This window comes from Streptomyces azureus (assembly GCF_001270025.1).
Taxonomy (GTDB): Bacteria; Actinomycetota; Actinomycetes; order Streptomycetales; family Streptomycetaceae; genus Streptomyces; species Streptomyces azureus.
The window spans coordinates 1-24,066 of record NZ_DF968323.1 but is presented as its reverse complement, the minus strand read 5'-3'; the positions used below and the strand labels follow the sequence as shown (position 1 = coordinate 24,066).

General features: G+C 70.3%; 21 protein-coding genes and 1 pseudogene. 13 read left to right on the top strand and 9 right to left on the bottom strand.

Translation table 11 applies throughout. The features are described 5' to 3' along the window. The first annotated feature begins 72 nt into the window (after window positions 1–72). From AOQ53_RS23645 to AOQ53_RS23625, 5 genes are all read left to right on the top strand, one after another. A complete protein-coding gene (locus AOQ53_RS23645) occupies window positions 73–1,293 on the top strand; it encodes an LCP family protein (RefSeq protein ID WP_078945459.1) in 1,221 nt (406 codons plus the stop codon). A gap of 239 nt (window positions 1,294–1,532) precedes the next feature. Next, window positions 1,533–3,272 carry an LCP family protein gene (locus AOQ53_RS23640; protein WP_059420215.1) on the top strand — a complete coding sequence of 580 codons (1,740 nt, stop codon included), beginning with the start codon at window positions 1,533–1,535 and terminating at the stop codon, window positions 3,270–3,272. A 75-nt stretch (window positions 3,273–3,347) separates the two neighbouring features. Next, a complete protein-coding gene (locus tag AOQ53_RS23635) occupies window positions 3,348–4,991 on the top strand; it encodes an LCP family protein (RefSeq protein ID WP_174523334.1) in 1,644 nt (547 codons plus the stop codon). Between the two features lie 228 nt (window positions 4,992–5,219). Continuing rightward, window positions 5,220–6,995, top strand: coding sequence for an LCP family protein (locus tag AOQ53_RS23630; protein WP_059420213.1), 1,776 nt, complete (start codon window positions 5,220–5,222; stop codon window positions 6,993–6,995). Between the two features lie 87 nt (window positions 6,996–7,082). Beyond that, window positions 7,083–8,684, top strand: a complete 1,602-nt coding sequence (locus AOQ53_RS23625) for an LCP family protein (RefSeq protein ID WP_059420211.1) — start codon at window positions 7,083–7,085, stop codon at window positions 8,682–8,684. Window positions 8,685–8,735: 51 nt separating this feature from the next. Here AOQ53_RS23625 and AOQ53_RS23620 read toward each other — a convergent pair whose 3' ends face one another. Then, window positions 8,736–9,794: a glycosyltransferase family 2 protein gene (locus AOQ53_RS23620; protein WP_059420210.1), complete on the bottom strand. Its 1,059-nt coding sequence runs from the start codon at window positions 9,792–9,794 to the stop codon at window positions 8,736–8,738. A gap of 127 nt (window positions 9,795–9,921) precedes the next feature. Here AOQ53_RS23620 and AOQ53_RS23615 point away from each other — a divergent pair, with 127 nt between their 5' ends. After that, window positions 9,922–11,406 (top strand): LCP family protein, encoded by a 1,485-nt coding sequence (locus AOQ53_RS23615; RefSeq protein WP_099054674.1) that lies wholly within the window; start codon window positions 9,922–9,924, stop codon window positions 11,404–11,406. Window positions 11,407–11,543: 137 nt separating this feature from the next. After that, window positions 11,544–11,909, top strand: a complete 366-nt coding sequence (locus AOQ53_RS23610) for a four-helix bundle copper-binding protein (RefSeq protein ID WP_059420206.1) — start codon at window positions 11,544–11,546, stop codon at window positions 11,907–11,909. A gap of 58 nt (window positions 11,910–11,967) precedes the next feature. Here the strand turns inward: AOQ53_RS23610 and AOQ53_RS23605 are convergent, their stop codons facing one another. Next, window positions 11,968–13,269, bottom strand: a complete 1,302-nt coding sequence (locus tag AOQ53_RS23605; RefSeq protein WP_078945456.1) for an LCP family protein — start codon at window positions 13,267–13,269, stop codon at window positions 11,968–11,970. Between the two features lie 119 nt (window positions 13,270–13,388). Between AOQ53_RS23605 and AOQ53_RS23600 the strand changes: the two genes are divergently transcribed. After that, on the top strand, window positions 13,389–13,946 hold the full coding sequence (locus tag AOQ53_RS23600) for an acyl-CoA thioesterase (RefSeq protein WP_059420204.1): 558 nt from the start codon (window positions 13,389–13,391) through the stop codon (window positions 13,944–13,946). Window positions 13,947–13,994: 48 nt separating this feature from the next. On the opposite strand, the gene AOQ53_RS23595 is transcribed toward AOQ53_RS23600, so the two are convergent. Next, a complete protein-coding gene (locus tag AOQ53_RS23595; RefSeq protein ID WP_099054673.1) occupies window positions 13,995–15,152 on the bottom strand; it encodes an acyl-CoA dehydrogenase in 1,158 nt (385 codons plus the stop codon). A 185-nt stretch (window positions 15,153–15,337) separates the two neighbouring features. Here AOQ53_RS23595 and AOQ53_RS23590 point away from each other — a divergent pair, with 185 nt between their 5' ends. Next, the gene (locus AOQ53_RS23590; RefSeq protein ID WP_059420202.1) at window positions 15,338–16,681 is read left to right on the top strand and encodes a UDP-glucose dehydrogenase family protein; all 1,344 of its coding nucleotides are present in this window, start codon (window positions 15,338–15,340) and stop codon (window positions 16,679–16,681) included. Between the two features lie 161 nt (window positions 16,682–16,842). On the opposite strand, the gene AOQ53_RS23585 is transcribed toward AOQ53_RS23590, so the two are convergent. Continuing rightward, window positions 16,843–17,352, bottom strand: coding sequence for a CGNR zinc finger domain-containing protein (locus tag AOQ53_RS23585; RefSeq protein ID WP_059420201.1), 510 nt, complete (start codon window positions 17,350–17,352; stop codon window positions 16,843–16,845). A gap of 130 nt (window positions 17,353–17,482) precedes the next feature. On the opposite strand from AOQ53_RS23585, the gene AOQ53_RS23580 reads away from it, so the two are divergent. Both AOQ53_RS23580 and AOQ53_RS23575 read left to right on the top strand, forming a co-directional pair. Continuing rightward, complete coding sequence (locus AOQ53_RS23580) at window positions 17,483–17,854, top strand: VOC family protein (protein WP_059420200.1); 372 nt, start codon at window positions 17,483–17,485, stop codon at window positions 17,852–17,854. Window positions 17,855–17,868: 14 nt separating this feature from the next. Further along, window positions 17,869–18,261, top strand: coding sequence for a VOC family protein (locus AOQ53_RS23575; protein ID WP_059420199.1), 393 nt, complete (start codon window positions 17,869–17,871; stop codon window positions 18,259–18,261). 47 nt (window positions 18,262–18,308) lie between these two features. Here the strand turns inward: AOQ53_RS23575 and AOQ53_RS23570 are convergent, their stop codons facing one another. Then, window positions 18,309–19,442, bottom strand: a complete 1,134-nt coding sequence (locus tag AOQ53_RS23570) for a dipeptidase (RefSeq protein ID WP_059420197.1) — start codon at window positions 19,440–19,442, stop codon at window positions 18,309–18,311. Window positions 19,443–19,645: 203 nt separating this feature from the next. Here AOQ53_RS23570 and AOQ53_RS46480 point away from each other — a divergent pair. Further along, window positions 19,646–19,825: pseudogene (locus tag AOQ53_RS46480) on the top strand (alkene reductase); the annotation flags it as partial. On the opposite strand, the gene AOQ53_RS23565 reads toward AOQ53_RS46480, so the two are convergent. From AOQ53_RS23565 to AOQ53_RS23555, 3 genes are read right to left on the bottom strand one after another with little or no spacing between them, the layout of a single operon-like run. Beyond that, the gene (locus AOQ53_RS23565; RefSeq protein ID WP_059420196.1) at window positions 19,765–20,952 is read right to left on the bottom strand and encodes a dipeptidase; all 1,188 of its coding nucleotides are present in this window, start codon (window positions 20,950–20,952) and stop codon (window positions 19,765–19,767) included. The pseudogene AOQ53_RS46480 and the gene AOQ53_RS23565 overlap by 61 nt on opposite strands. Window positions 20,953–20,956: 4 nt before the next feature. Next, entirely contained in the window at window positions 20,957–21,481 is a 525-nt protein-coding gene (gene purE, locus AOQ53_RS23560; RefSeq protein ID WP_078945455.1) for a 5-(carboxyamino)imidazole ribonucleotide mutase, read from the bottom strand. Next, on the bottom strand, window positions 21,478–22,617 hold the full coding sequence (locus AOQ53_RS23555; protein ID WP_078945454.1) for a 5-(carboxyamino)imidazole ribonucleotide synthase: 1,140 nt from the start codon (window positions 22,615–22,617) through the stop codon (window positions 21,478–21,480). The genes purE and AOQ53_RS23555 overlap by 4 nt, the downstream gene beginning before the upstream one ends. A gap of 162 nt (window positions 22,618–22,779) precedes the next feature. Here AOQ53_RS23555 and AOQ53_RS23550 point away from each other — a divergent pair, with 162 nt between their 5' ends. After that, window positions 22,780–23,286, top strand: a complete 507-nt coding sequence (locus AOQ53_RS23550) for a GtrA family protein (protein WP_059420217.1) — start codon at window positions 22,780–22,782, stop codon at window positions 23,284–23,286. Between the two features lie 18 nt (window positions 23,287–23,304). Here AOQ53_RS23550 and AOQ53_RS23545 read toward each other — a convergent pair. Next, window positions 23,305–24,066 (bottom strand): sensor histidine kinase (locus tag AOQ53_RS23545; protein ID WP_148640371.1); only part of this gene is annotated, 762 nt, incomplete at its 5' end.

Sequence of the window (24,066 nt, the reverse complement as noted above, 5' to 3'; positions counted from 1 at the left end):
CCCCCCATCCACGCCAAAGTCGTAGGAGCAGTGCGCGCGCACGTTCGTACGTCGTGAGGGGTGGTCTCTGTCGTGGGCGACACCGGGAGGCTTGGGCCGGGGGCGGGCGCCTCGGCCAGTGGGCCGGGGCTGGTGCGGCGGCGTCGGCGGCGGTGGGTGCGGATCGGGGCGTTCGGGGTCGCCGGTGTCGTCATCGCCGCCGGCGGGGCCGGATGGGCCGTGTACGCGAAGCTCAGCGGGAACATCACGCCCGACGAGGCCGCCGCTGCCGAGCTCGCGCGGTACGAGAAGGAGCGGCCCACCTCGCTGGTCAAGGACGCCCGGAACATCCTGCTGATCGGGTCGGACTCGCGCGAGGGCGACGACAACGCGCGCTACGGGCGTGACTCCGGGACCGAGCGGTCGGACACCACGATCCTGCTGCACCTGTCCGCGGGCCGGGACAGCGCCACCGCCGTCTCCCTGCCCCGGGACCTGATGGTGGACCTGCCGGGCTGCCGGCGCCCGGACGGCTCGCGCAGCGCGCCGCGGTTCACCATGTTCAACCAGGCCTTCCAGGTAGGCGGTTCCGCCTGCACCATCCGGACCGTCGAGAAGCTCACCGCCATCCGCGTCGATCACCACGTCGTCGTCGACTTCCACGGCTTCAAGGAGATGGTCGACGCCGTCGACGGCGTGGAGGTGTGCCTGCGGGAGCCGATCGACGACCGGGCCGCCAGGCTGCGGCTCCCCGCCGGACGGGTGACCCTCGACGGCGAGCAGGCGCTCGGCTACGTCCGCGCCCGCAAGACGCTCGGCGACGGCAGTGACACGGAGCGCATGGAGCGTCAGCAACGGTTTCTCGGGGCACTCGTCAACAAGGTGCGCAGCAATGACGTCCTGCTGAATCCGGCGAAGCTGTATCCCGTACTGGACGCCGCCACGTCATCTCTCACAACCGATCCGGGTCTGGCCAGTCTTCGCGGTTTGTACGAACTCGTGCGCGGGCTGCGCGATATCCCCATGGAACGTGTGCAATTTCTGACTGTTCCACGGGAGTCGTACGCGTACGACGCCAATCGCGACCAACTCGTGGAGCCCCAGGCGGAGAGGCTGTTCGAGCGGCTGCGTACGGACACGCCCGTGGCGGTGGCCGGGGACGTTCCGCGCGGATCCGCCCCTCTGAGGCCCACCGATTCGCGTGACGGGTCGTACGGGGATTCGCATCCGGGTCCGTTTGCGAGGCCCGTCGTCACCGTTTCTCCTCCGCCGACGTTCCGGGGGAACACGGCAGCCGAGGACACCTGTGAGTAAAGCGGGCACCAACGTAACTCCAAGACAATGAACTCTTCACCCGAGAAATGGGCGAATTGCCCAGGTGTAGGGACGTGGAATTTGTCACCGTCGTCGTTCGGCACTGAACTGGGCGGTTAGTGTGAGCGATCCGGTGCGCCCGGCTCTGAGGACGGTCCTGAGGTCGCGCACTGTGTGACCGAGACCCGGGCGCCTTGGAGGGGAGGCGCCGCGTGCCCCGACGGAGGAAACAGACAACCGTGGACGCGCAAGGCCGTGGGCGGGCGGACGATATCGATCCCGCAGACCAGTGGGTGCTCAATCCGGACACCGGTGAATACGAACTGCGACTGTCCCCTTCCTCACCGCAGTCGGGCGTCCCCGGCCCCCGCAAGCCACCGGCCCCCGACGCGGACCCGCCGGCACGCGGCCGCACGGAGACGCCCCGGAGGCCGCGGCCCGAGACGCCGAACCGCGCGGCGCCGCCGCGCAGGCGCCGCGGGGCGCCTGAGGAGCCGCTGCCGGGGCGGCGCGGGCGGCGGCCGGCCAAGAAGGCCGCGAAGGGGAAGAAGGTCCTGCTGTGGACCGGCGGCGCGATGGCGTTCGTGCTGGTCGCCGGTGCGGGCGCCGCGTACTTCTACATCGAGCACCTGAACGGCAACATCGCGTCCGTCTCCGACGACGGCGCGAGCACCGGTGGCTTCCAGAAGGACAAGGCGATCAACATCCTGCTGATCGGCACCGACAAGCGCACCGGCAAGGGCAACGAGAGCTACGGCGACTCGGGAAGCGTCGGGCACGCCGACACCACGATCCTGCTGCACGTCTCCAAGGACCGCTCGAACGCGACCGCGCTGAGCATCCCGCGTGACCTCATCGTCGACGTGCCGGACTGCCCGACCACGCAGGAGGACGGCTCGCAGAAGATCATCCCGGGCACGCGGCAGGTCCGTTTCAACACCAGCCTCGGCCAGGACGGCCGTACCCCCAGCTGCACCATGCGGACCGTGACCGAGCTGACCGGGGTCAAGCCGGACAACTTCATGGTCGCCGACTTCAACGCCGTCAAGACGCTGACCAGCGCGGTCGGCGGGGTCGAGGTCTGTCTGGGCAAGGACATCGACGACCCGGACTCGCATCTGAAGCTGTCGAAGGGCACGCACACGATCGAGGGCGAGCAGGCGCTGGCGTTCGTGCGCACCCGGCACGCCGTGGGCTTCGGCGGCGACCTGAGCCGGATCGGGCTCCAGCAGCAGTTCCTGAGCGCGCTGATGCGCAAGCTGAAGTCCAACGACACGCTCACCAGTCCCTCGAAGATGCTCGATCTGGCCGAGGCGGGCACGAAGGCGCTGACCGTGGACTCGCAGCTGGACAGCATCGGCAAGCTGAAGGACCTCGGTCTGGAGCTGGGCAAGCTCGACACCAAGAACCTGACGTTCACCACGACCCCGGTGATCGACAACCCGGCGGAGAAGGTCAAGAGCACGGTCGTACTGAACGAGTCGACGGCCCCGCAGGTCTTCGACATGATCAAGAACGACATTTCCTTCACCGCGGTCAAGGAGCAGAAGAAGAAGGAGGCGGCCGCGGTGGCCGCCCGGCTGAAGGGCAGCAAGGCCCCGGCCTCCGAGGTCCGGGTGCGGATCCTCAACGGCGGTGCCGACCCCGGCAGCGCCCAGGAGACGCTCAGCTGGCTCCAGGTCGAGGAGGGCGTGACCAAGTCGGAGAACGCCGGCAACGCGCCCGCCGAGCTGGCGAAGACCACGCTGGAGTACGCCCCCGACCAGGCCGACCAGGCCCGCCGCCTCGCCGACATCATGGGCCTGCCCGGGTCGGCGATGAAGCCGGGCGAGAGCGTCGAGAACGCCCAGGGGGTGCCCGCGATGACCCTGACCCTCGGCAAGGACTTCAAGGGGGCGGGCACCTCACTCACCGCTCCGTCGAAGGCGCCGGAGGGTGTCCAGAAGTCCACGGCGGACAAGGTCGAGTGCGCCGAGTGACCTGACCGGCCCGCCGTACGTCTCACAGGGCGTACGGCGGGCCTTGTCCGGTGACGCGGGGGTGAGGAAGAGCAGATGGCACAGAGCAGCAGTGTGTACGGGGAGGGGACCAAGCCGGGTGCCGTCCCGAGCGAGCCGGTCCCGGGCAGATCCGCCGGGCCGGGGAGCGGTGACGGCCAGGGGGGCCGCCGGCCCGGCCGCGGGCGCCGCGTTCTGCGCTGGTCGGCGACGTCCCTGTCCATGCTGATCCTCGCAACCGCCGGCGCCGGCTACCTCTACTACGAGCACCTGAACGGCAACATCGAGAAGGGCCGGCGCAGCAGCGGCGACTCCAAGGCGCGCAGATCCGCCCCGAACGCGGCCGGGCAGACGCCCCTGAACATCCTGCTGGTCGGCTCCGACAGCCGAAACTCCGACGAGAACGTGAAGCTGGGCGGCGGCCGGAAGGACCGCGGCAATCCGCCGCTGGGTGACGTGCAGATGCTCATCCACCTGGCCGCGGACCGCAAGAGCGCCGCCGTGGTGAGCATTCCGCGCGACACCCGGGTCGACATACCGAAGTGCACCGACCCGAAGACCGGGCGGACGTACCCGCCGGTCAACACGATCATCAACGCCTCACTGGCCCGTGGCGGAGCGGGCTGCACGCTCGCGACCTGGGAGAACCTCACCGGGGTCTACATCGACCACTGGATGACGATCGACTTCGCGGGCGTGGTGAAGATGGCGGACGCCATCGGCGGGATCGAGGTGTGCGTGCGGCAGAACGTGTGGGACCGCCCGCTGCCCGCCGTGCCCGGCGGCTCGGGTCTGAAGCTGACGGCCGGCCGGAAGAAGGTCCAGGGCGAGCAGGCACTCCAGTGGCTGCGTACCCGGCACGCCTGGGGCAGCGACCCGCTGCGGGCCCGGGCGCAGCACATGTACATGAACTCGATGATCCGCACGCTCAAGGCGCAGAACGTCTTCACCGACGCCGGCCGGCTGACGGACCTGGCCGAGGCGGCCACCAGGTCGCTGCACGTGTCGCAGGAGCTCGGCACGGTGAAGAAGCTGTACGACCTGGGAACGCAGCTGAAGACGGTCCCGACGGACCGCATCACCATGACCACGCTGCCCACGGCCGAGGACCCGCAGGACCGCAACCACCTGGTCCCGGCCGGTGCCGACGCCGACCGGGTGTGGGCCATGATCCGCGACGACGTGCCCTTCGACGGCAAGGGCGGGAAGCCCGGCACGAAGAAGACCGGTGAGAAGGCCCCCCAGGCGTCCGAGGCTTCCCAGGCGTCCGAGGATCCGGCCGCGGCGGACGACTCCATCGGCGTCCTGGTGCAGAACGCCACGCGTTCCGGCACCCTCGGTCCGGTGAGCGGGCGCGCGGGCGCCATCGCGCGGCTGCTCGTGGGCAAGGGCTTCACGAAGGCCGCCGCGGACACCTCGGGCGCGCTGTCCGAGGAGCGGACCGTGGTGCGCTACCCGAGCGCCGAGCTGGCGGGCGACGCGCAGCGTGTCGCCAAGTCGCTGGGCGTTCCCGCGAGTTCGGTGCGGCGGTCGACCGATGTCTCCGGCGTCACGGTCGTCGTGGGCGCCGACTGGCGTACGGGTACGGCCTATCCGAAACAACCGGCTCCGAAGGCCGGGGGCCTGCCCGGTGACGCGGACGCCCTCAACGGCTCGGACGCCGGGCAGTGCATGGACGTGTACGCGCCCTACCGCTGGTAGCGACCGCGGAAGCAACTCGCACACCGGTCGACGGCTTCCTTTCACTTCCCTCACATGGAATTGGGCGGAATTGCCCAAATGTATGGACGTTGAATTTGTCATTCAGCGCACACCGACGTTCAACTGGGCGGATAGTGTGAGCGATCCAGTGCTTCTGTGATGACAAGTACCCGTGCGCCTTCCGGGGGGAGAGGGCGCCGCGTGCCCCGACGGAGGAAACAGACAACCGTGGACGCGCAACGCCGTGGGCGGGGGGACCAGATCGACCCCGCAGACCAGTGGGTACTCAATCCGAACACCGGTGAATACGAACTGCGACTGACTCCATCCGCAGCGCAGTCACCGGTACCCGGGGCACGCGGATCCACTCCCCCGACGGGGGCGGGCGGCCGTACGGCGGGACCGCGCAAGGCGGCTCCCCGTAACGCGGCATCCCATGGCGCGGCATCCCGTGAGGGCGGTGCCACCCGCACCGACGTTCCGCCCCAGCGCCGTCGGCGCGGTGCGCCCGAGGAGCCGCCGCCCGGGCGCCGCGGCGGGCGCCGGCCGGTGCAGCGGAAGCCGAAGAAGGCGAAGAAGGCGCTGATGTGGACCGGCGCCACGATGGCGTTCGTGCTGGTCGGGGTCGGCGCGGCCGGCTACTTCTACCTCCGGCACCTGGAGGGCAACGTCACGACGACCGACGTCGGCAGCGCGGGCGCCAGCAACTTCAGCAAGGACGAGGCCTTCAGCATCCTCATCATCGGCACGGACAAGCGCACCGGTGAGGGCAACGAGGGCTACGGCGACAAGGGCAGTTCCGGGCACGCCGACACCACGATCCTGCTGCACGTCGCCAAGGACCGCTCCAACGCGACCGCGCTCAGCATCCCCCGGGACCTGATCGTGAACATCCCCGACTGCCCGACGAAGCTGGAGGACGGCTCGGAGAAGATCGTCCCGGGCCAACAGGGGGTCCGCTTCAACCGGAGCCTCGGGGAGAGCGGCCGGGACCCGGGCTGCACGATGCGCACGGTGAAGGAGAACACCGGCATCGATGTCGACCACTTCATGATGGCCGACTTCAACGCGGTGAAGACGCTGACCACGGCGGTGGACGGCGTCGACGTCTGTGTGGAGAAGCCGGTCAACGACAAGGAGTCCAAACTCGTCCTGCCCGCGGGCCCGTCGAAGGTCGAGGGCGAGCAGGCCCTCGCGTTCGTCCGTACGCGCAAGAGCTTCGGCAACAGCGGTGACCTGGACCGGATCAAGGTGCAGCAGCAGTTCCTGGGCTCGCTCATGCGCAAGATGTCCTCCAGTGACACCCTCACCAGCGCCTCGAAGCTGCTGAAGCTGGCCGAGGCCGCCACCAAGGCGCTGACCGTGGACAAGGCCATCGGCAGCGTCGGCACGCTCAAGGACATCGCCCTGGAGCTGAAGAAGGTGCCGACGAAGAACATCGCCTTCACGACCGTCCCGGTGAAGGACAACCCGGCGGAGACGGTGAAGGCGACGGTCGTCTTCAACGAGTCGCAGGCTCCCCAGGTGTTCGACATGATCAAGAACGACGTCTCGTTCACCGAGGTCAAGGAGCAGAAGAAGAAGGAGAAGGACGCCCAGGCAGCGCGGCTGAAGGGCACCAAGGCACCGGCCTCCGAGGTCCGGGTCCGGGTCCTCAACGGCAGTGCCGTCTCCGGTGCCGCGCAGAAGACCCTCCAGTACCTCCAAGTCGAGGAGGGCGTGACCAAGTCGGAGAACGGCGGGAACGCGCCCGCCGAGCTGGCGAAGACCACGCTGGAGTACGCCCCCGACCAGGCCGACCAGGCCCGCCGCCTCGCCGACATCATGGGGCTGTCCGGGTCGGCGCTGAAGCCCGGCGAGAGCGTGACCAACTCCCAGGGCCTGCCCGCCATGACCCTGACCCTCGGCAAGGACTTCAAGGGCGCCGGCGTGAAGATCAACGCCCCGGTCGAGAAGGCGGACGTGGAGAAGTCCACCGCCGACAAGGTGAAGTGCGCGAGTTGACCCGCTGAGGGCAACTGACAGGCCCGTCGTGCGTCTAACAGGGGGCAGGACGGGCCTGTTGCATGCTCGGGGCGGAAGGACCGGCAAGTGACGCAGAGCGGTGTGCGGGAGAACAAGACGCGGCAGGTCGTCCGCCAGGAACCGGGCCCGGGCGAGACCACGTCGGCGGCGGGCGACTCGCCCAGCGGGCTGAGCGGCGAAGGCCGGCCTCGGCGTACCCGGCGGCTGCTGAGGTGGTCCGCTGCCGTGCTCGCCATCCTCATACTCGGGACGGCCGGGGCCGGATACCTCTACTACAGGCATCTCAACGGCAACATCAAGAAGGACGCGCTGAACCTCGGCGACAACAAGGTCGCCGCGCCGACTCCGAACGCCGCCGGGCAGACGCCGCTGAACATCCTGCTCATCGGCTCGGACGCGCGGGACAGCAAGGAGAACCAGAAACTCGGCGGCGCCCGCGAGACGTTCGGCGCCGCGCCGCTGGCGGACGTGCAGATGCTGCTGCACCTGTCCGCCGACCGCACCAACATGTCGGTCATCAGCATGCCCCGCGACACGCTCGTGAAGATCCCGAAGTGCACGGACCCGGACGACGGGAAGGTGTACCCGGGAACCCAGGGGCGGACGATGACCAACCAGAGCCTCGGGAACGGCGGCCCGGGCTGCACCGTGGCCACCTGGCAGGAGCTCACCGGCATCCACATCGACCACTTCATCATGGTCGACTTCGCGGGCGTGGTGTCCATGGCCGACGCCGTCGGCGGTGTCCCGGTGTGCGTCGACGCCAACATCCACTCGCGCACCTCCGACGGCAAGGGCTCGGGCCTGAAGCTGGAGAAGGGCACCTCGTACATCCAGGGCGAGCAGGCCCTTCAATGGCTGCGCACCCGCTACGGCTTCGAGGACGGCAGCGACCTCGCCCGCGCCAAGGCCCAGCACATGTACATGAACGCGATGGTCCGCCAGCTGCGCGAGAACGCCACCCTCAGCAGCCCGAACAAGCTCCGCAGACTGGCCGAGGAGGCCACCCGGGCGCTGACCGTCGACCCCGGCCTCGACACCGTCAAGAAGCTCTACGACCTCAGCGACGAGCTGCGCAAGGTGGAGCCGGAGCGCATCACCATGACCACGATGCCCAACCGGTACGTCGGCGCCCGCGTGGAGCCCACCGAGGACGCCGAGCAGCTGTTCCGGCTGGTGCGGGAGGACATCGCACTGGACGGCAAGGACAAGGACGAGAAGAAGGCGGCGGAGAAGGCCTCCGCCGACCCGGCCGCGGCCGACGACGAGATCCCCGTCCAGGTCCGCAACGGCACCCGGACCGACACCCTGGCCGCGGCACTGGGGCGCGCGAGCACGGTGGCCGGGCTGTTGAAGGAGGAGGGCTTCGTCCAGGCCGTCGCCGACACCAACGGCTCGTGGAGCGAGGAGCGGACCGTCCTCCGCTACCCGAGCGCCGACCTGGAGGGCGACGCCCAGCGGATCGCCAAGGCCCTGGGAATTCCGCTCGGTTCGGTGAAGCGGTCGACCGACGTCTCCGGCGTCACGCTCGTCGTGGGCGCCGACTGGCGGGAGGGCACGGCCTACAAGGCACCGAAGCGGAACGACAAGACCCCGAAGTCGGCCGAGGCGCTCAACGGCGCGGACGACAAGGCCTGTATGCACGTGAACCCGAACTTCACCTGGTGACGGAAACGGGCCCCTCCCGAGGGGGAGGGGCCCGCACGCGTGCGGTGTGCGTCAGCCGGCGGTCGCGTCCGCGTCCGCCCGGACCGCCGGACGCCGGGACGCGATGACCTTCTTCGCCAGCGACCGCGGGCTCGTCAGGAAGCCCCAGCCCCACGACATGTGCATGGTGGCCAGCGCCACGGGGATCTGGAGTCGCGCCTTCAGCGGCAGCCCCTTGCCCGCCGGGACCGAGCCGAGCAGGATCGCCGCGAGATAGCCACCGGGCACCACGAAACCCCACGGCGTCAGCAGCGCGCCCACCAGGACCCCGGCCGCGATCGCGCACACGGCGGTCGGCGGGGCGAGGTAGCGCAGGTTGATCGAGCCCTCGTGGTACCGGGCGACGACGTGCCGCCAGCGGCCGTAGTCCTTGTACTGCTTGGCGAGCGCCTTCACGCTCGGCCGGGGCCGGTACGACACCTTGAGCTCGGGCGAGAACCAGATCAGCCCGCCGGCCTCGCGGATACGGAAGTTCAGCTCCCAGTCCTGGGCGCGAATGAACTCCACGTTGTAGCCGCCCTGCTGCTCCAGCGCCTCGCGCCGGAAGACCCCGAGGTAGACGGTCTCGGCCGGGCCCGCCTGTCCCCCCGTGTGGAAGGCGGCGTTGCCGACCCCGATCTTCGACGTCATCGCGGCGGCGACGGCACGCTCCCAGTCGTTCTCGCCCTCGGCGTGCATGATGCCGCCGACGTTCTGCGCGCCGGTCTCCTCCAGGAGCCGTACGGCGGTGGCGATGTAGTTGGGCGAGAGCATGCCGTGCCCGTCGACGCGGACGACGATCGGGTGGCGGGAGGCGTTGATCGCCGCGTTGAGGGCGGCCGGCGTACGACCGGTCGGGTTCGGCACGGTATGCACGCGCTTGCTTTTAAGAGACGCGGTTTCGGCCACGAGCTCGGCGGCGATCTCGTCCGTGCGGTCCGTGGACGGACCGAGGGCGATCACGACCTCCATCTCGCCGGCGTACTCCTGCGCGAGGATCGCTTGGACTGCTCCCCGCAGGTGCCGTTCCTCGTTGAGGACGGGCATGATCACGGAAACGGCGGGGAGCCGCACGTCGGGATTGGCGTTCATAGGGGCCTCACGTTACCGCGAACGGGGGACACCGGTGCGCGCCGCCGGGGCGATACCGCGGGCCGCAGATCGTATGGGCCTACGGTTTCACGGATCCCACGTACGGCCGTCGTCCGGAGGTGTCCCCTTGCCCACGCCGCCGCGATCCCCTCGGTCCACCGCCGCCCCGCAGCGCCGCCCGCACCCCTCCCCCGGGCGCGCCCCGCGCAGGCCCGCCCCGCCCGCACGGCGCCGGATGCCGCGCTGGTGCATGCGGGCGGTCACCACCCTGTCGGTGGTGGTCCTCGCGTCCGCCGGTATCGGGCACGCGGTGATGACCAGCCTGGACGCGGACATCGCCCGGGTCGACCCCTTCAAGGACATGAAGAACCGGCCGCGGGCGGGCCATGGCATGAACGTGCTGCTGGTCGGCACCGACGGCCGCGAGAAGATCAACAAGGAGGAGCGGCGGAAGTACCGGCTGGGCGGCGCGCCCTGCCACTGCACCGACGCGATCATGATCGTGCACATCTCGGAGGACCGGAAGCGGGCGAGTGTGGTGAGCCTGCCGCGCGACTCGTACGCCGCGATGCCCGCGCACGTCGACCGAACGACGGGCAAGCGGCACCGGGGGCACCCGATCAAGCTGAACGCGGCGTACGCCGAGGGCGGGCCGCAGCTGACCGTGCGGACGGTCGAGAGCATGACGAAGGTGAAGATCGACCACTATCTGGAGGTCGACTTCACCAGCTTCATGAGGACGGTGGACGTGGTCGGGGGCGTACAGATCTGCACCGCGGCCCCCCTGAAGGACAGCTACACCGGCCTGAACCTCCCGGCCGGGCGGCACACGCTGGCGGGCGGACAGGCGCTCCAGTACGTACGCGCGCGGCACATCGACGGGGCGTCGGACCTCGGCCGGATGAAACGGCAGCAGCGCTTCATGGCGGCGCTCGTGGAGCGGATCACCTCCTCGGGGATCCTCCTCAACCCGATGAAGTTCCGGGACGTGACACGGGCCGTGCTCGGCTCGGTGCGGGCCGACAAGGGCTTCGGCACGGACGAGATGCTGGACCTGGGCCGGGCCATGCGGAACTTCTCCCCCTCCTCCTCCGAGTTCACGACCGTCCCGATCGGGCGGATGGGATACGCCGTGAAGGGCGTCGGCTCCACTCTGAAATGGGACCCCGTGAAGGCGGAACGGCTCTTCCAAGCCCTGCGCGAGGACCAGCCGCTGTCCGCGCACCGGTCGCGCAGCGCGGCACGGATCGTCTCGGTCGCCCCCCAGCAGATCCGCGTCCAGGTGGAGAACGGCACCCGCACGCCCGGGCTGGGCCGCCGTGTCGACGCGGCCCTGGCCTCGACGGGCTTCCGTACGACCCGTGCCCCGGTGAACGCCGCCGCCCGCGACGTCAAGCGCACGATCGTCGCCCACGACCCCCGCTGGGACCGCTCGGCCAAGTCCCTCGCCACGGCCCTGCCGGGCAGCGAACTCCGCCCGGTCAAGGGCCTGGGCGCGACCCTGAAGGTCATCGCGGGCACGGACTTCGAACGCGTGCACAAGGTACGGGCCGAGGACCCGGGGCAGGGCGAGTTCGGGGTGGTGCGGGGGGATGAGGTGGCGTGCTCGTAGGGGCCGTGACGCACGCATGACGCACGCATGGCGGATTCCTTCCTTCCGCCCCGTGGCGGTCGAGGCCGGGCAGGCGTAGGACGGAAGGCACGAGGGTCGACCCCCGGCTCTCGCCGTCCCCCTCCCCGGGAGGAATCATGACCCAGCAGCCCGCCACCGTGACCCCGCTGAGCAAGGAGATGCAGGACTGCGTCCAGGCGTGCATGACCTGCCACAGCGTGTGCGAGGAGACCATGAGCTCCTGCCTGCAGATGGGCGGCCAGGCCCAGATGCAGATCATGCGCGCGGTCATGGACTGCGCCGAGATGACGCGCATGTGCGCCGACATGATGATGCGGCGCTCGCCGCTGTCGGCCGAGATGTGCGCGATGTGTGCCCGGGCCTGTGACATGTGCGCCGAGGCGTGTATGTCCATGCCGGACGACGCCCAGATGATGCGCTGCGCCGAGGCGTGTCGCCGCTGCGCCGAGATGTGCCGCTCGATGTCGGCCGCCACGATGTGAGGACCGCCTCACAGCAGTCGGGGGCACCCCCGTGGGTGCCCCCGGCGCGTGCCGGTGCTCAATTGCCCGAGACGGTGACCGTCTCGTCGTTCTTCAGCTGGTTCACCAGCGTCTTCACCTTCGCGCTGTCCCACTGGAGGTTCCCGTTCGCGGAGCTGCCCGAGATCGGCATGTTCATCGACTTGCCCTCGCCGCCGCTGACGCCCTTCATCGCCCAGAACATCGACGCCAGGTCGAACAGGCCCATGTCCTTGTCGACCACGAGGGAGTCCAGGCCTGCGCCCATGGTCGGGTACAGCTTGAACGGGTTGAGGATCGTGCTCGGCGTGGCGACCTGGTTGGCCAGGGCCGACAGGAACTTCTGCTGGTTCTTCGTACGGTCCAGGTCGGAGCCCCTGAGCGCGTAGCGGGTGCGGACGAAGGCGAGGGCCTGCTCGCCGTTGAGGGTCTGCTTGCCCTTCTTGAGGTCCGCGCCGGACTTGGTGTCCTTGATGTCCTGCGGGATGTCCATCTCGACACCGCCGACCGCGTCCACGATGTTCGCGAAGCCGCCGAAGCCGATCTCCACGTAGTGGTCGATGTGCAAGCCCGTGTTGGCCTCGACGGTACGGACCAGCAGTTCGGGGCCGTCCTCCGCGTAGGCCGCGTTCAGCTTCACCTGGCGGCCCGTGGCCGGGTAGAACTTGCCGGAGTCGGACCCCTTGAACGACGGGACCGTGACGTTCGAGTCACGCGGCAGCGAGATCAGCGTCGGGCCGTTGCTGCCGGTGTGCAGGATCATCATCGAGTCCGTGCGCTTGCCCTCGGCGGACCCGGTGTGCAGCTTCTTCTTCTCCTCGGCCGACATCCCCGCGCGGCTGTCGGAGCCGACGATCAGGTAGTTCGTGCCCTCGCCCGCCTCGGGCCGGTCGATGACCTTCGACAGGTCGACGTCGCGGTTGAGCTTGGAGTCGGCCCAGAAGTACGTGCCGACGGTCGTCACGACCAGCACCGTAGCGACCGTGATGGCCGTCACCTTGATACGGCGGCGCCAGTTCGGCGCGGGGCGCGGCTCGTACATGCCGTCGCCCGGACCGCCGGGGCCTCTGCCGCCGGGGGAGCCGTAGACCTGGCCGGTGTTGTAGCCGCTGTCGTAGCCGCTCGGCGGCTCGGTGTAGCCGCCGTCGACGTACGAAGGCTGCTGCGGTACTCCGCTGCTGTACGGCGGGGCGCCGCCGTAGCCGGCCTGCCCGGGCGACGGCGCCGGACCGCGGCGGACCTGCCGCATCACGCGGGCGCTCTCGGGCTGTGCGCTCGCGCTTCCGCGCCCGTACCGGCTGCCGCGGTTGTCGTCGGACCATCCCTCGGGCCAATTGTTCATGCGCCCCAGTGTGCCGGTCCCCGTAGTGGGCCATACAAGAGTCGTCGGAAAATCAGAGCACGGCTGTGGCGAAGCTGACACAAAACCCCCTCATACCGCCTCGGCATAAGGTAGGGGCCATGACAGACCAGGCCCCAGCTGCGGATTCCGGCACTCCGGATATCCCGGGCAAGCCGACTTCGGCCTCCCGCACCACCCTCAGCCACATCATGACCCACAACGACACGAACCTTCTGGGGACGGTGCACGGCGGGGTGATCATGAAGCTGGTGGACGACGCGGCCGGTGCCGTGGCCGGGCGGCACTCCGGCGGGCCGGCCGTCACCGCGTCCATGGACGAGATGGCGTTCCTGGAGCCGGTCCGCGTCGGTGACCTGGTCCACGTCAAGGCGCAGGTCAACTGGACCGGCCGCACCTCCATGGAGGTCGGCGTCCGCGTCCTGGCCGAACGCTGGAACGAGTCCGCCCCGCCCACCCAGGTCGGCTCCGCCTACCTCGTCTTCGCGGCCGTCGACGCCGACGGCAAGCCCCGCCGGGTCCCCCCGGTCCTCCCGGAGACCGAACGCGACAAGCGCCGCTACCAGGAAGCCCAGATCCGCCGCACCCACCGCCTGGCCCGCCGCCGGGCGATCATGGAGCTGCGTGAGAAGCGGGCGGCGGAGGGGTTCGAGGACTGAGTGAGCCTCCCGCAGGGCGGGAGGCTCACTCACTGACGCAAGAGCCTGTTACGGCAGGTTGCGCGCCATCACGATCCGCTGAACTTGGTTCGTGCCTTCATAAATCTGCGTGATCTTGGCGTCGCGCATCATGCGCTCCACCGGGTAGTCGCGGGTGTAGCCGTACCCGCCGAGGAGTTGGACCGCGTCCGTCGTGACCTCCATGGCCACGTCCGAGGCGAAGCACTTGGCTGCGGCGCCCAGGTAGGTGAGGTCGGCGTCGCCGCGCTCGGAGGCGGCGGCTGCCTGGTAGGTCAGGGCGCGGGCGGCCGAGATCTTCATGGCCATGTCGGCGAGCATGAACTGGATGCCCTGGAAGTCGGCGATCGGCTTGCCGAACTGCTTGCGCTCCTGGACGTAGCCCTTGGCGTAGTCGAGGGCGCCCTGGGCGATGCCGAGAGCCTGGGCGGCGATGGTGATGCGGGTGTGGTCGAGGGTCTTCATCGCCGTGGCGAAGCCGGTGCCCTCCTCGCCGATCATGCGGTCGGCGGGGATACGGACGTTGTCGAGGTAGACCTCGCGGGTCGGGGAGCCCTTGATGCCGAGCTTCTTCTCCGGGGCGCCGAAGGAGACGCCCTCGTCGGACTTCTCGACGACGAAGGCCGAGATGCCCTTGGAGCGCTTGGCCGGGTCCGTGACCGCCATCACCGTGTAGAACTCGGACTCGCCCGCGTTGGTGATCCAGCGCTTCACGCCGTTGAGGACGTAGTGGTCGCCGTCGCGGACGGCCTTCGTCTTCATGCCGGCGGCATCGGAGCCGGCGTCCGGCTCGGACAGGCAGTACGAGAACATGCCGTCGCCCTTGGCGAGCGGGGCCATGTACTTCTTCTTCAGCTCCTCGGAGCCGGAGAGGATCACGGGGAGCGAGCCCAGCTTGTTCACCGCGGGAATGAGGGAGGACGAGGCGCAGACTCGCGCGACCTCCTCGATCACTATGACGGTCGCCAGTGCGTCGGCGCCCGAGCCGCCGTACTCCTCGGGTACGTGCACGGCGTGCAGGTCGTTGGCGACCAGCGCGTCGAGCGCCTCCTGCGGGAAGCGGGCCTCCTCGTCCACCGCGGCGGCGTACGGCGCGATCTTCGCCTCGGCCAGCGAGCGGACGGCGTCGCGGAGCATGTCGTGCTCCTCGGACGGGCGGTACAGGTCGAAGTCAGCCGATCCGGCCAAGGTCTCTCACGCTCCAAAACGCTGCGATGGTGACGCTAACTACCGTTAAGTAATCAAAAGTTTATGGGGTCGCCCACGGGAGGGATACGTGAGCTGGGCGACAGCGGGAAAGTTGCCCTGTGAAGCGCGCTCCCATGCCCCGGATATGCTCGGGCGCGCACCTGCCGTAGACCCCTGGAGCACCCATGGCCCTGAAGATCACCGTGATCGGCACCGGTTATCTCGGCGCGACACACGCGGCGGCCATGGCCGAGCTGGGCTTCGAGGTGCTCGCCCTCGACGTCGTGCCCGAGAAGATCGAGATGCTGGAGCGCGGCGAAGCCCCGATGTACGAGCCGGGGCTCGATGAGTTGCTGCGCAAGCATGTCGCCGGTTTCGAGGGCTCCAGCGGGCGGCTGCGCTTCACCCAGGACTGGGCGGAGGTCGGCGCCTTCGGCGATGTGCACTTCGTCTGCGTGAACACCCCGCAGCGGCACGGCGAGTACGCCTCCGACATGAGTTACGTCGACTCCGCGTTCGCCTCGCTCGCCCCGCGTCTGCAGGGCCCTGCCCTGGTCGTCGGCAAGTCGACCGTGCCCGTCGGCACCGCCGACCGGCTGGCGTCCTACCTGGCCGCGCACGCGCCGGCCGGCGAGGACGCCGAGCTGGCGTGGAACCCGGAGTTCCTGCGCGAGGGCTTCGCCGTCAAGGACACGCTGCACCCGGACCGGATCGTGGTGGGCGTGCGCAGCGAGCGGGCCGAGAAGCTGCTGCGGGAGGTGTACGCCACGCCGATCGCCGAGGGCTCGCCGTTCGTCGTCACGGACTTCCCGACCGCCGAGCTGGTGAAGACCTCCGCGAACTCCTTCCTCGCCACGAAGATCTCCTTCATCAACGCCATGGCCGAGGTGTGCGAGGCCGCGGGCGGTGACGTGGCCAAGCTGGCGGAGGCCATCGGCTACGACGACCGGATCGGGAAGAAGTTCCTGCGGGCCGGTATCGGGTTCGGTGGCGGATGTCTGCCGAAGGACATTCGCGCCTTCATGGCGCGGGCCGGTGAGCTGGGTGCCGACCAGGCGCTGACGTTCCTCCGCGAGATCGACTCCATCAACATGCGCCAGCGCGGCCAGATGGTGGAACTGGCCCGGCAGGCGCTGGGCGGCGGGCCGTTCCTCGGCAAGCGCGTGGCGGTACTGGGGGCGACCTTCAAGCCCGACTCGGACGACGTACGGGACTCCCCCGCGCTGAACGTCGCCGGGCAGATCCACCTCCAGGGCGGCCAGGTCACGGTCTACGACCCCAAGGGCATGGACAACGCCCGCCGCGTCTTCCCGACCCTCGGCTACGCCGACTCGGCGCTGGATGCCGTGCGGGGCGCCGACATCGTGCTGCATCTGACGGAGTGGCGGGAGTTCCGCGAGCTGGACGAGGAGGCGCTCGGGGAGGTCGCGGCGGCCCGGATCATCCTCGACGGCCGCAACGCCCTCGACCCGGAGCGCTGGCGCAAGGCCGGGTGGACGTACCGGGCGATGGGGCGGCCCAAGGCCTGAGCCCGCGGCCGGCCTTCAGGGGCACCCTCAGCAGACCTTGAGCAGACCTCGGGCAGAGCTTCAGTACGCGAAAGACAGGCGACGCCGGTTCGGCCGAGGCTCAGTCGGCCGAACCGGCGTCTTGTTGCATTCTGCCCCACCGGGACCGAGCGCGGGGCGGCTCACGCCCCCTTGGCCCGGTAGCGGCGCATCTTCGCGCGGGCCCCGCACACCTGCATCGAACACCAGCGGCCCCGGCCGGCCGGGCTGCGGTCGTAGTAGGCCCAGTGGCAGTCGGCGGCCTCGCAGGCCTTGAGCCGGGTCCAGGTGCCGGCGACCAGGGCCTCGGCGACGGCGGCGGCGACACGGGCGGGCAGGGAGCGGTCGTCGGCGGGGGTCAGGGCGGCCGAGCCGTCCGCCTCGTCGACCGTGACGACCAGCGGCGCTCCGGCCAGCAGTTCGCCGAGCGGGGTCACCTCGCGGTGCGGCTGGTGACCGGCGTGGGCGAGCAGGGCCGCGCGCAGTGACTCGCGCAGGGTACGGGCCTGCTCGGCCTCCTCGTCCCCCGTGATCCCGAAACGGGCCCGGCCCTCCGCGGTGTCCAGCGAGTCGGCGCCCGACTCGATGTCCAGCGTGTTCACCAGGGCCTCGACCAGGGTCAGGGCACCGGGCGCGGGCGATCTCTCCGTCATGGCTGGACCGTACCTCTCGGGATTCCCCTTGCGAGGTTACCGTCAATGGACCAGCATGGAGTAACGGTTACCGGTTACCCGGGCTGTGTCGGTAACAGTGACGGGTAACAGCGACTTCGAGGAGGAAGTCATGACTCTCGCCAAGCTGGGTGTCGTCGTCCTGGACTGTCCCGACCCGCGCGCGCTGGCCGGCTTCTACGCCGAGGTGCTCGGCGGCACTCCCGTAGTGGAGGCCGACGGCTCGGGCGAGTGGGTCGAATTGAAGGTGCCGGGCGGGCCGACGCTGGCCTTCCAGGAATCCCACGGGTACGTACCGCCGAGGTGGCCGGGGCCCGACGGCGCGCAGCAGTTCCACCTCGACCTGGACGTGGAGGACCTGGACGCGGCCGAGAAGGGCGTGCTGGCGCTCGGCGCGAAGCCGCTGGACGCCGAGGACCGGACGCGGACCTTCCGGGTTTACGCCGACCCGGCCGGGCACCCGTTCTGTCTCTGCGCCGGCTGACACCGGGAGACCTCATGCCTGCTGTGGCACGTTTCCGTTCCGTCGTCGTCGACTGCCCCGACCCGCGCGAGCTGGCCCGTTTCTACGCGCAGGTCGGGGGCGGCACGCCCGAGGACGACAACCCCGACTGGGTGGTGCTGCGGATCCCCGACGGGCCGCGGCTCGCCTTCCAGCGCTCGCCCGGGTACACCCCGCCGGAGTGGCCCAGGGCCGACCGGAACGCCCAGCAGTTCCACCTGGACTTCGACGGCGGGTCGACCTGGGAGGAGATCGACGCGGCCGAGGAGCGGGTGCTGGCGCTGGGGGCGCGGGTGCTGGACCGGGAAGATTACGAGAAGAAGGACTTCCGGGTGTACGCCGACCCGGTGGGGCATCCGTTCTGCCTGTGCCGGATCGAGCACGGCTGAGCCGGCGAACCGGCCTCGGTCACCGGGCTCCACGGCACCACGTCCCGTCACCCGTCCAGCTCCGCGATCGCCGCCGTCGACGGCTCGCGTCGCTGTTGGGCGGCGCGTGCGGTGAAGTCGGCGCCGCGCAGCACCCGCTGGACATTGCCCCAGGTGAGCAGGGCCACGTCGGCCTCGTCCCAGCCGCGCCGCAGCAGCTCGGCGATCAGCCGCGGGTAGCAGGAGGTGTCGCCGAGCTCCTGCGGGTGGGCAGCCCCGGTGTCGTACATGCCGGACAGTCCGACGCACTGCGCACCGGCGACCTCACGGATGTGGTCGAGGTGGTCGGCGACGTCGCGCACGGTCGGGCCGGTCTGCTCGGCGGTCAGCGGCACCAGGCACAGCCCCTTGGCGGCGCCCAGCTCCGCCAGCAGGTCGTCGGGGAGGTTGGCCGGGTGGGGCCGGATCGCGCGGGCGGCGGAGCGGCTGCACAGCACGGGTGCCCGGGAGAGGTTCAGGACGCGGTGGACGGTCTGCGGGGAGGCGCCGGAGAGGTCCGCGATCACCCCGAGCCGGTTCATCTCGCGCACGGCCTCCTCGCCGAACCGGGTCAGCCCCGCGTCGCTCGCCCACGACACCCCGCTCAGCGTCAGCATGCGCAGGCCGAGGAGGTGCAGCTGGCGCAGGATGCCCAGCGAGTCGCCCATGGCCGATGCCCCGGCGGGGCCGAGGAGCACGGCGACCCGGCCGCAGTTGCGGGCGTCCGCGACCTGCCCGGCCGTGCAGGCCGGCCGCAGGCCCTCGTCGCAGCTGCGGACGACGGCCTTCGCCTGGTCCAGCTGCTCCAGGGTGGCGCCGACGGCCCGGTCGCCGTCGAGGCCCTCGGGCAGGTGCAGCGACCAGAACAGCGCGCCCACATGGCCGCTGCGCAGGCGGGGCACGTCCGTGGCGACGGTGCTCTCGCCGTCCTCCAGGTCGTACCAGGGCAGTCGCTTGAGCGCCCGGGGCAGTCCGTTGTAGCCGTCGGCGACGGGGTGTGCGGCGAGGATGGCGTGGGACCGGGTCAGGGGCGCGTCGTCCGGGTCGGAGACGGGCTCGTAGGGATCCGCCGTGACGACGGCCTCGTCGGGGCACGACTCTGACAGGTCGTCGAACCCGCCGGCCGCGACGCCGGGGCGCAGGTCGTCCTGGAGGTCTGCCATGGCGGCTCCGTACGGTGGTCGTCGTGCAGTACGGTCACCGTCGCACGGAGCGATGGGCTGTTCCCGGTGAGCGGGGCGTTCGGAGTACGGGGCGGTCTCCCGTCGCCTCGTGCGGACGTGACCTCACGGCGGCCGGGCCGCCCCGATCACCTCGTCCAGGGTGTTCCGGGAGCGGACCAGGTCGGCGATCATCCGGTCGATTCGCCAACCCCGACCTCGTGACGCGGCTGCGGCACAGGGCGTCGCTGAACGAGAGGCGCGACCGGTACTTCAGGTACGTGGGCGGGGCGACCGGCTACACCGACTACCCCACCCTCGACGCTCAGCCGTCGAGCGAGTCGAGCGACTCGATCGTGGCGTTGGACGGCGACCGCGTGGCCTGAAGGCCCCGTGCCACGCCCTCGGCCGCGTCCAGCACCCGTACCGCGTTCTTCCAGGTCAGCTTCGCAAGGTCGGCCTTCGACCAGCCGCGGTCCAGCAGCTCCGCGATCAGGTTCGGGTAGCCGGAGACGTCGTCCAGGCCCTCGGGCGTGAAGGCCGTGCCGTCGTAGTCGCCGCCGATGCCGAGGTGGTCGACGCCGGCCACCTCGCGCATGTGGTCCAGGTGGTCGGCGACCGTCGCCACCGTCGCGACGGGGCGCGGGTGCCGCTCCTCGAAGGCGCGGTGGACCTTCATGGCCTCCGCGGTGGTGTCGAGGTGGTGGAAGCCCTGGGCGCGCATGTTCTCGTCGGCCGCGGCGGTCCAGTCGACGGCGGCCTGGAGCACGAACTTCGGCACGAACGTCACCATCGCCATGCCGCCGTTGGCGGGCAGCCGCTCCAGGACGTCGTCCGGGATGTTGCGCGGGTGGTCGCACACGGCCCGCGCCGAGGAGTGGGAGAAGATCACCGGGGCGGAGCTCGCGTCGAGCGCGTCGCGCATGGTCGTCGCCGCCACGTGGGAGAGGTCGACGAGCATGCCGAGCCGGTTCATCTCCCGCACGACCTGCCGGCCGAACGCGGTGAGGCCGCCGGCCCGCGGCACGTCGGTCGCGGAGTCCGCCCAGTCCACGTTGTCGTTGTGGGTGAGGGTCAGATACCGCACGCCGAGCCCGTACAACCCCCGCAGGGTCCCCAGGGAGTTGGCGATGGAGTGGCCGCCCTCCGCTCCCATGAGGGAGGCGATCCGGCCCTCCCGGCGTGCGGCCTCCATGTCGGCGGCCGTCAGCGCGGGCCGCAGGTCCTCCGGGTGCCGGTCGATCAACTGCCGTACGCAGTCGATCTGTTCGAGCGTGGCCGCGACCGGGTCGGGCGAGTCCGTGCGGACGTACACCGACCAGTACTGCGCACCGACCCCGCCCGCGCGCAGCCGCGGGATGTCGGTGTGCAGGTGGGCGCTCTGGTCGGCGGCGACATCGCGGGCGTCGAGGTCGTAGCGGACCTGCTCGCGCAGCGCCCAGGGCAGGTCGTTGTGCCCGTCGGCGACGGGGAACTCGGCGAGGAGCGTGCGGGCGTCGTCGAGAGACGTCATGGGATCACTTCCCGAAGCCGAAGCCGCCGTTCGCGCCCTCGACCTTGGAGCGCAGGCGCTTGCCCTTCTCGGTGGCCTGGTCGTTCAGCTCCTGCTGGAACTCGCGCATGCGGGCGCGGAGTTCCTCGTCGTGCGCGGCGAGGATCCGGGCCGCGAGCAGACCGGCGTTGCGGGCACCGGCGACGGAGACCGTGGCGACCGGGACACCGGCCGGCATCTGCACGATCGACAGCAGGCTGTCCATGCCGTCGAGGTACTTCAGCGGCACGGGCACGCCGATGACCGGCAGCGGGGTCACGGAGGCGAGCATGCCGGGCAGGTGGGCGGCGCCGCCGGCTCCGGCGATGATCACCTTGAGCCCGCGCCCGTCGGCCTGCTCGCCGTACGCGACCATCTCGCGCGGCATGCGGTGCGCCGAGACGACGTCGACCTCGTAGGCGATCTCGAACTCGTCGAGGGCCTTGGCGGCGGCCTCCATGACGGGCCAGTCGCTGTCCGACCCCATGACGATGCCAACAACAGGGCTCATTCGGTGATGGTGCCTCTCAGGTAGCCGGCTGCGTGACGGGCGCGCTCCAGCACGTCGTCCAGGTCGTCGCCGTAGGTGTTGACGTGGCCGACCTTGCGGCCGGGCTTCACGTCCTTGCCGTACATGTGGATCTTGAGCTGGGGGTCGCGGGCCATGCAGTGCAGGTACGCGGAGTACATGTCCGGGTAGTCGCCGCCGAGGACGTTGACCATGACGGTCCACGTGGCGCGCGGGCGCGGGTCGCCGAGGGGCAGGTCCAGGACCGCCCGGACGTGGTTGGCGAACTGGCTGGTGACGGCGCCGTCCATCGACCAGTGGCCGGAGTTGTGCGGGCGCATCGCGAGCTCGTTGACGAGGATGCGGCCGTCACGGGTCTGGAACAGCTCGACGGCGAGGTGGCCGACGACGCCGAGTTCCTTGGCGATGTTCAGCGCCATCTCCTCGGCCCGCAGGGCGAGGCCCTCGTCGAGGCCGGGGGCGGGCGCGATCACCGTGTCGCAGACGCCGTTCACCTGGCGGGACTCGACGACCGGGTAGGCGACGGCCTGGCCGTGCGGGGAGCGTACGACGTTGGCGGCGAGCTCGCGGACGAAGTCGACCTTCTCCTCGGCGAGCACGGGGACACCGGCCTTGAACGGGTCGGCGGCCTCCTCGACGGAGTCGACGACCCACACGCCCTTGCCGTCGTAGCCGCCGCGGACGGTCTTGAGGACGACGGGGAAGCCATCACCCTCGGCGGCGAAGGCGGCCACGTCCTGCGGATCGGAAACGATTCTGTGTCTGGGGCAGGGCACGCCGATCGCGTCGAGCCTCTCGCGCATCACGCCCTTGTCCTGGGCGTGCACGAGCGCGTCGGGGCCGGGGCGCACGGGGATGCCGTCCGCCTCCAGGGCCCTGAGGTGCTCGGTGGGTACGTGTTCGTGATCGAAGGTGATCACATCGCACCCCCGGGCGAACTCGCGCAGCGTGTCGAGGTCGCGATAGTCGCCGACGACGACATCGCTCACGACCTGCGCAGCGGAGTCCTGCGGGGTGTCACTGAGGAGCTTGAACCTGATGCCGAGCGGGATGCCTGCCTCGTGTGTCATACGAGCGAGCTGGCCCCCGCCGACCATGCCGACTACCGGGAACGTCACTCCCCCAGGGTATCGGCCGCGCCAGGGTGGCCGGTTTCCTGCCCCTCCCCGGCCCTGCCCGGACCATCTCCGGCCGTCCACCGGCGTCCGCAGGAAGATCGCGCGGGAGGGTGGTTAGCATGGCTGAGTTGACGCCAACCACGGACGGGGGCCTGCATGACCATGGGACATGGTGCCTCGCGGCTCCGACGGCTCGTTCACGAAGTCGCCAAGTTCGGCGCGGTGGGCGGTGTCGGGGTGTTGGTCAACCTCCTCGTGTTCAACCTGGTACGGCATGTCACCGACCTCCAGGTGGTGCGCGCGAGCGTCATCGCGACCGTCGTGGCGATCGTCTTCAACTACGTCGGCTTCCGCTACTTCACCTACCGCGACCGCGACAAGACCCGCCGTACGCGGGAGATGTCCCTGTTCCTGCTGTTCAGCGCCGTCGGGCTGGTCATCGAGAACGGCGTCCTGTACGCGGCCACGTACGGCTTCGGCTGGGACACGCCGCTGCAGAACAACATCTTCAAGTTCCTCGGCATCGGCATCGCCACGCTGTTCCGCTTCTGGTCGTACCGCAGCTGGGTGTTCCGCGCCCTTCCGGCCCGTGAGGCGGCGGCGGACGCGGAATCGATCCTGAAGGGCGAACGGGCCAGGCGGTCGCGGGCCGGGCAGCGGGTGCCGTAGGGGGTGCCGTGAGCCGCGTCAGCGGATCATCGGCTCGTCCGCGCGACCGTGGGACTTCCCGACGGGCGTGCGGGACAGGAACAGGGCGAACACCGGGGGCTTGGCCTGGAGCATCTCCAGGCGGCCGCCGTCCGCTTCCGCCAGGTCGCGGGCCACGGCCAGGCCGATGCCCGTGGAGTTGCGGCCGCTGATCGCCCGCTCGAAGATGCGCGCGCCGAGGTCGGCGGGGACGCCGGGGCCCTCGTCCGTGACCTCGATGACGGCCTGGTTGCCGGTGACGCGGGTGCGCAGCGCCACCGTGCCACCACCGTGCATCAGGGAGTTCTCGATCAGCGCGGCCAGCACCTGCGCGACCGCTCCCGGTGTGCCCACGGCCTCAAGGTGCCGCTTGCCGGAGCTGACGATCGCCCGGCCCGCGCTGCGGTAGGCGGGGCGCCACTCGGCGAGCTGCTGCTGGATGACCTCGTCGAGGTCGAAGGTGACGGCGGAGCCGGTGCGCGGATCGCGGGAGTTCGTCAGCAGCCGCTCCACGACGTCCGTGAGCCGCTCGACCTGCGTCAGCGCGATCGTCGCCTCTTCCTTCACCGTGTCCGGGTCGTCGGTGAGGGTGATCTCCTCCAGCCGCATCGACAACGCCGTCAGCGGCGTCCGCAGCTGGTGGGAGGCGTCCGCGGCGAGTCGCCGCTCGGCGGTCAGCATGCGCGCGATGCGCTCGGCCGAGCCGTCCAGCACGTCCGCCACCCGGTCCAGCTCGGGCACGCCGTACCGCTTGTGCCGGGG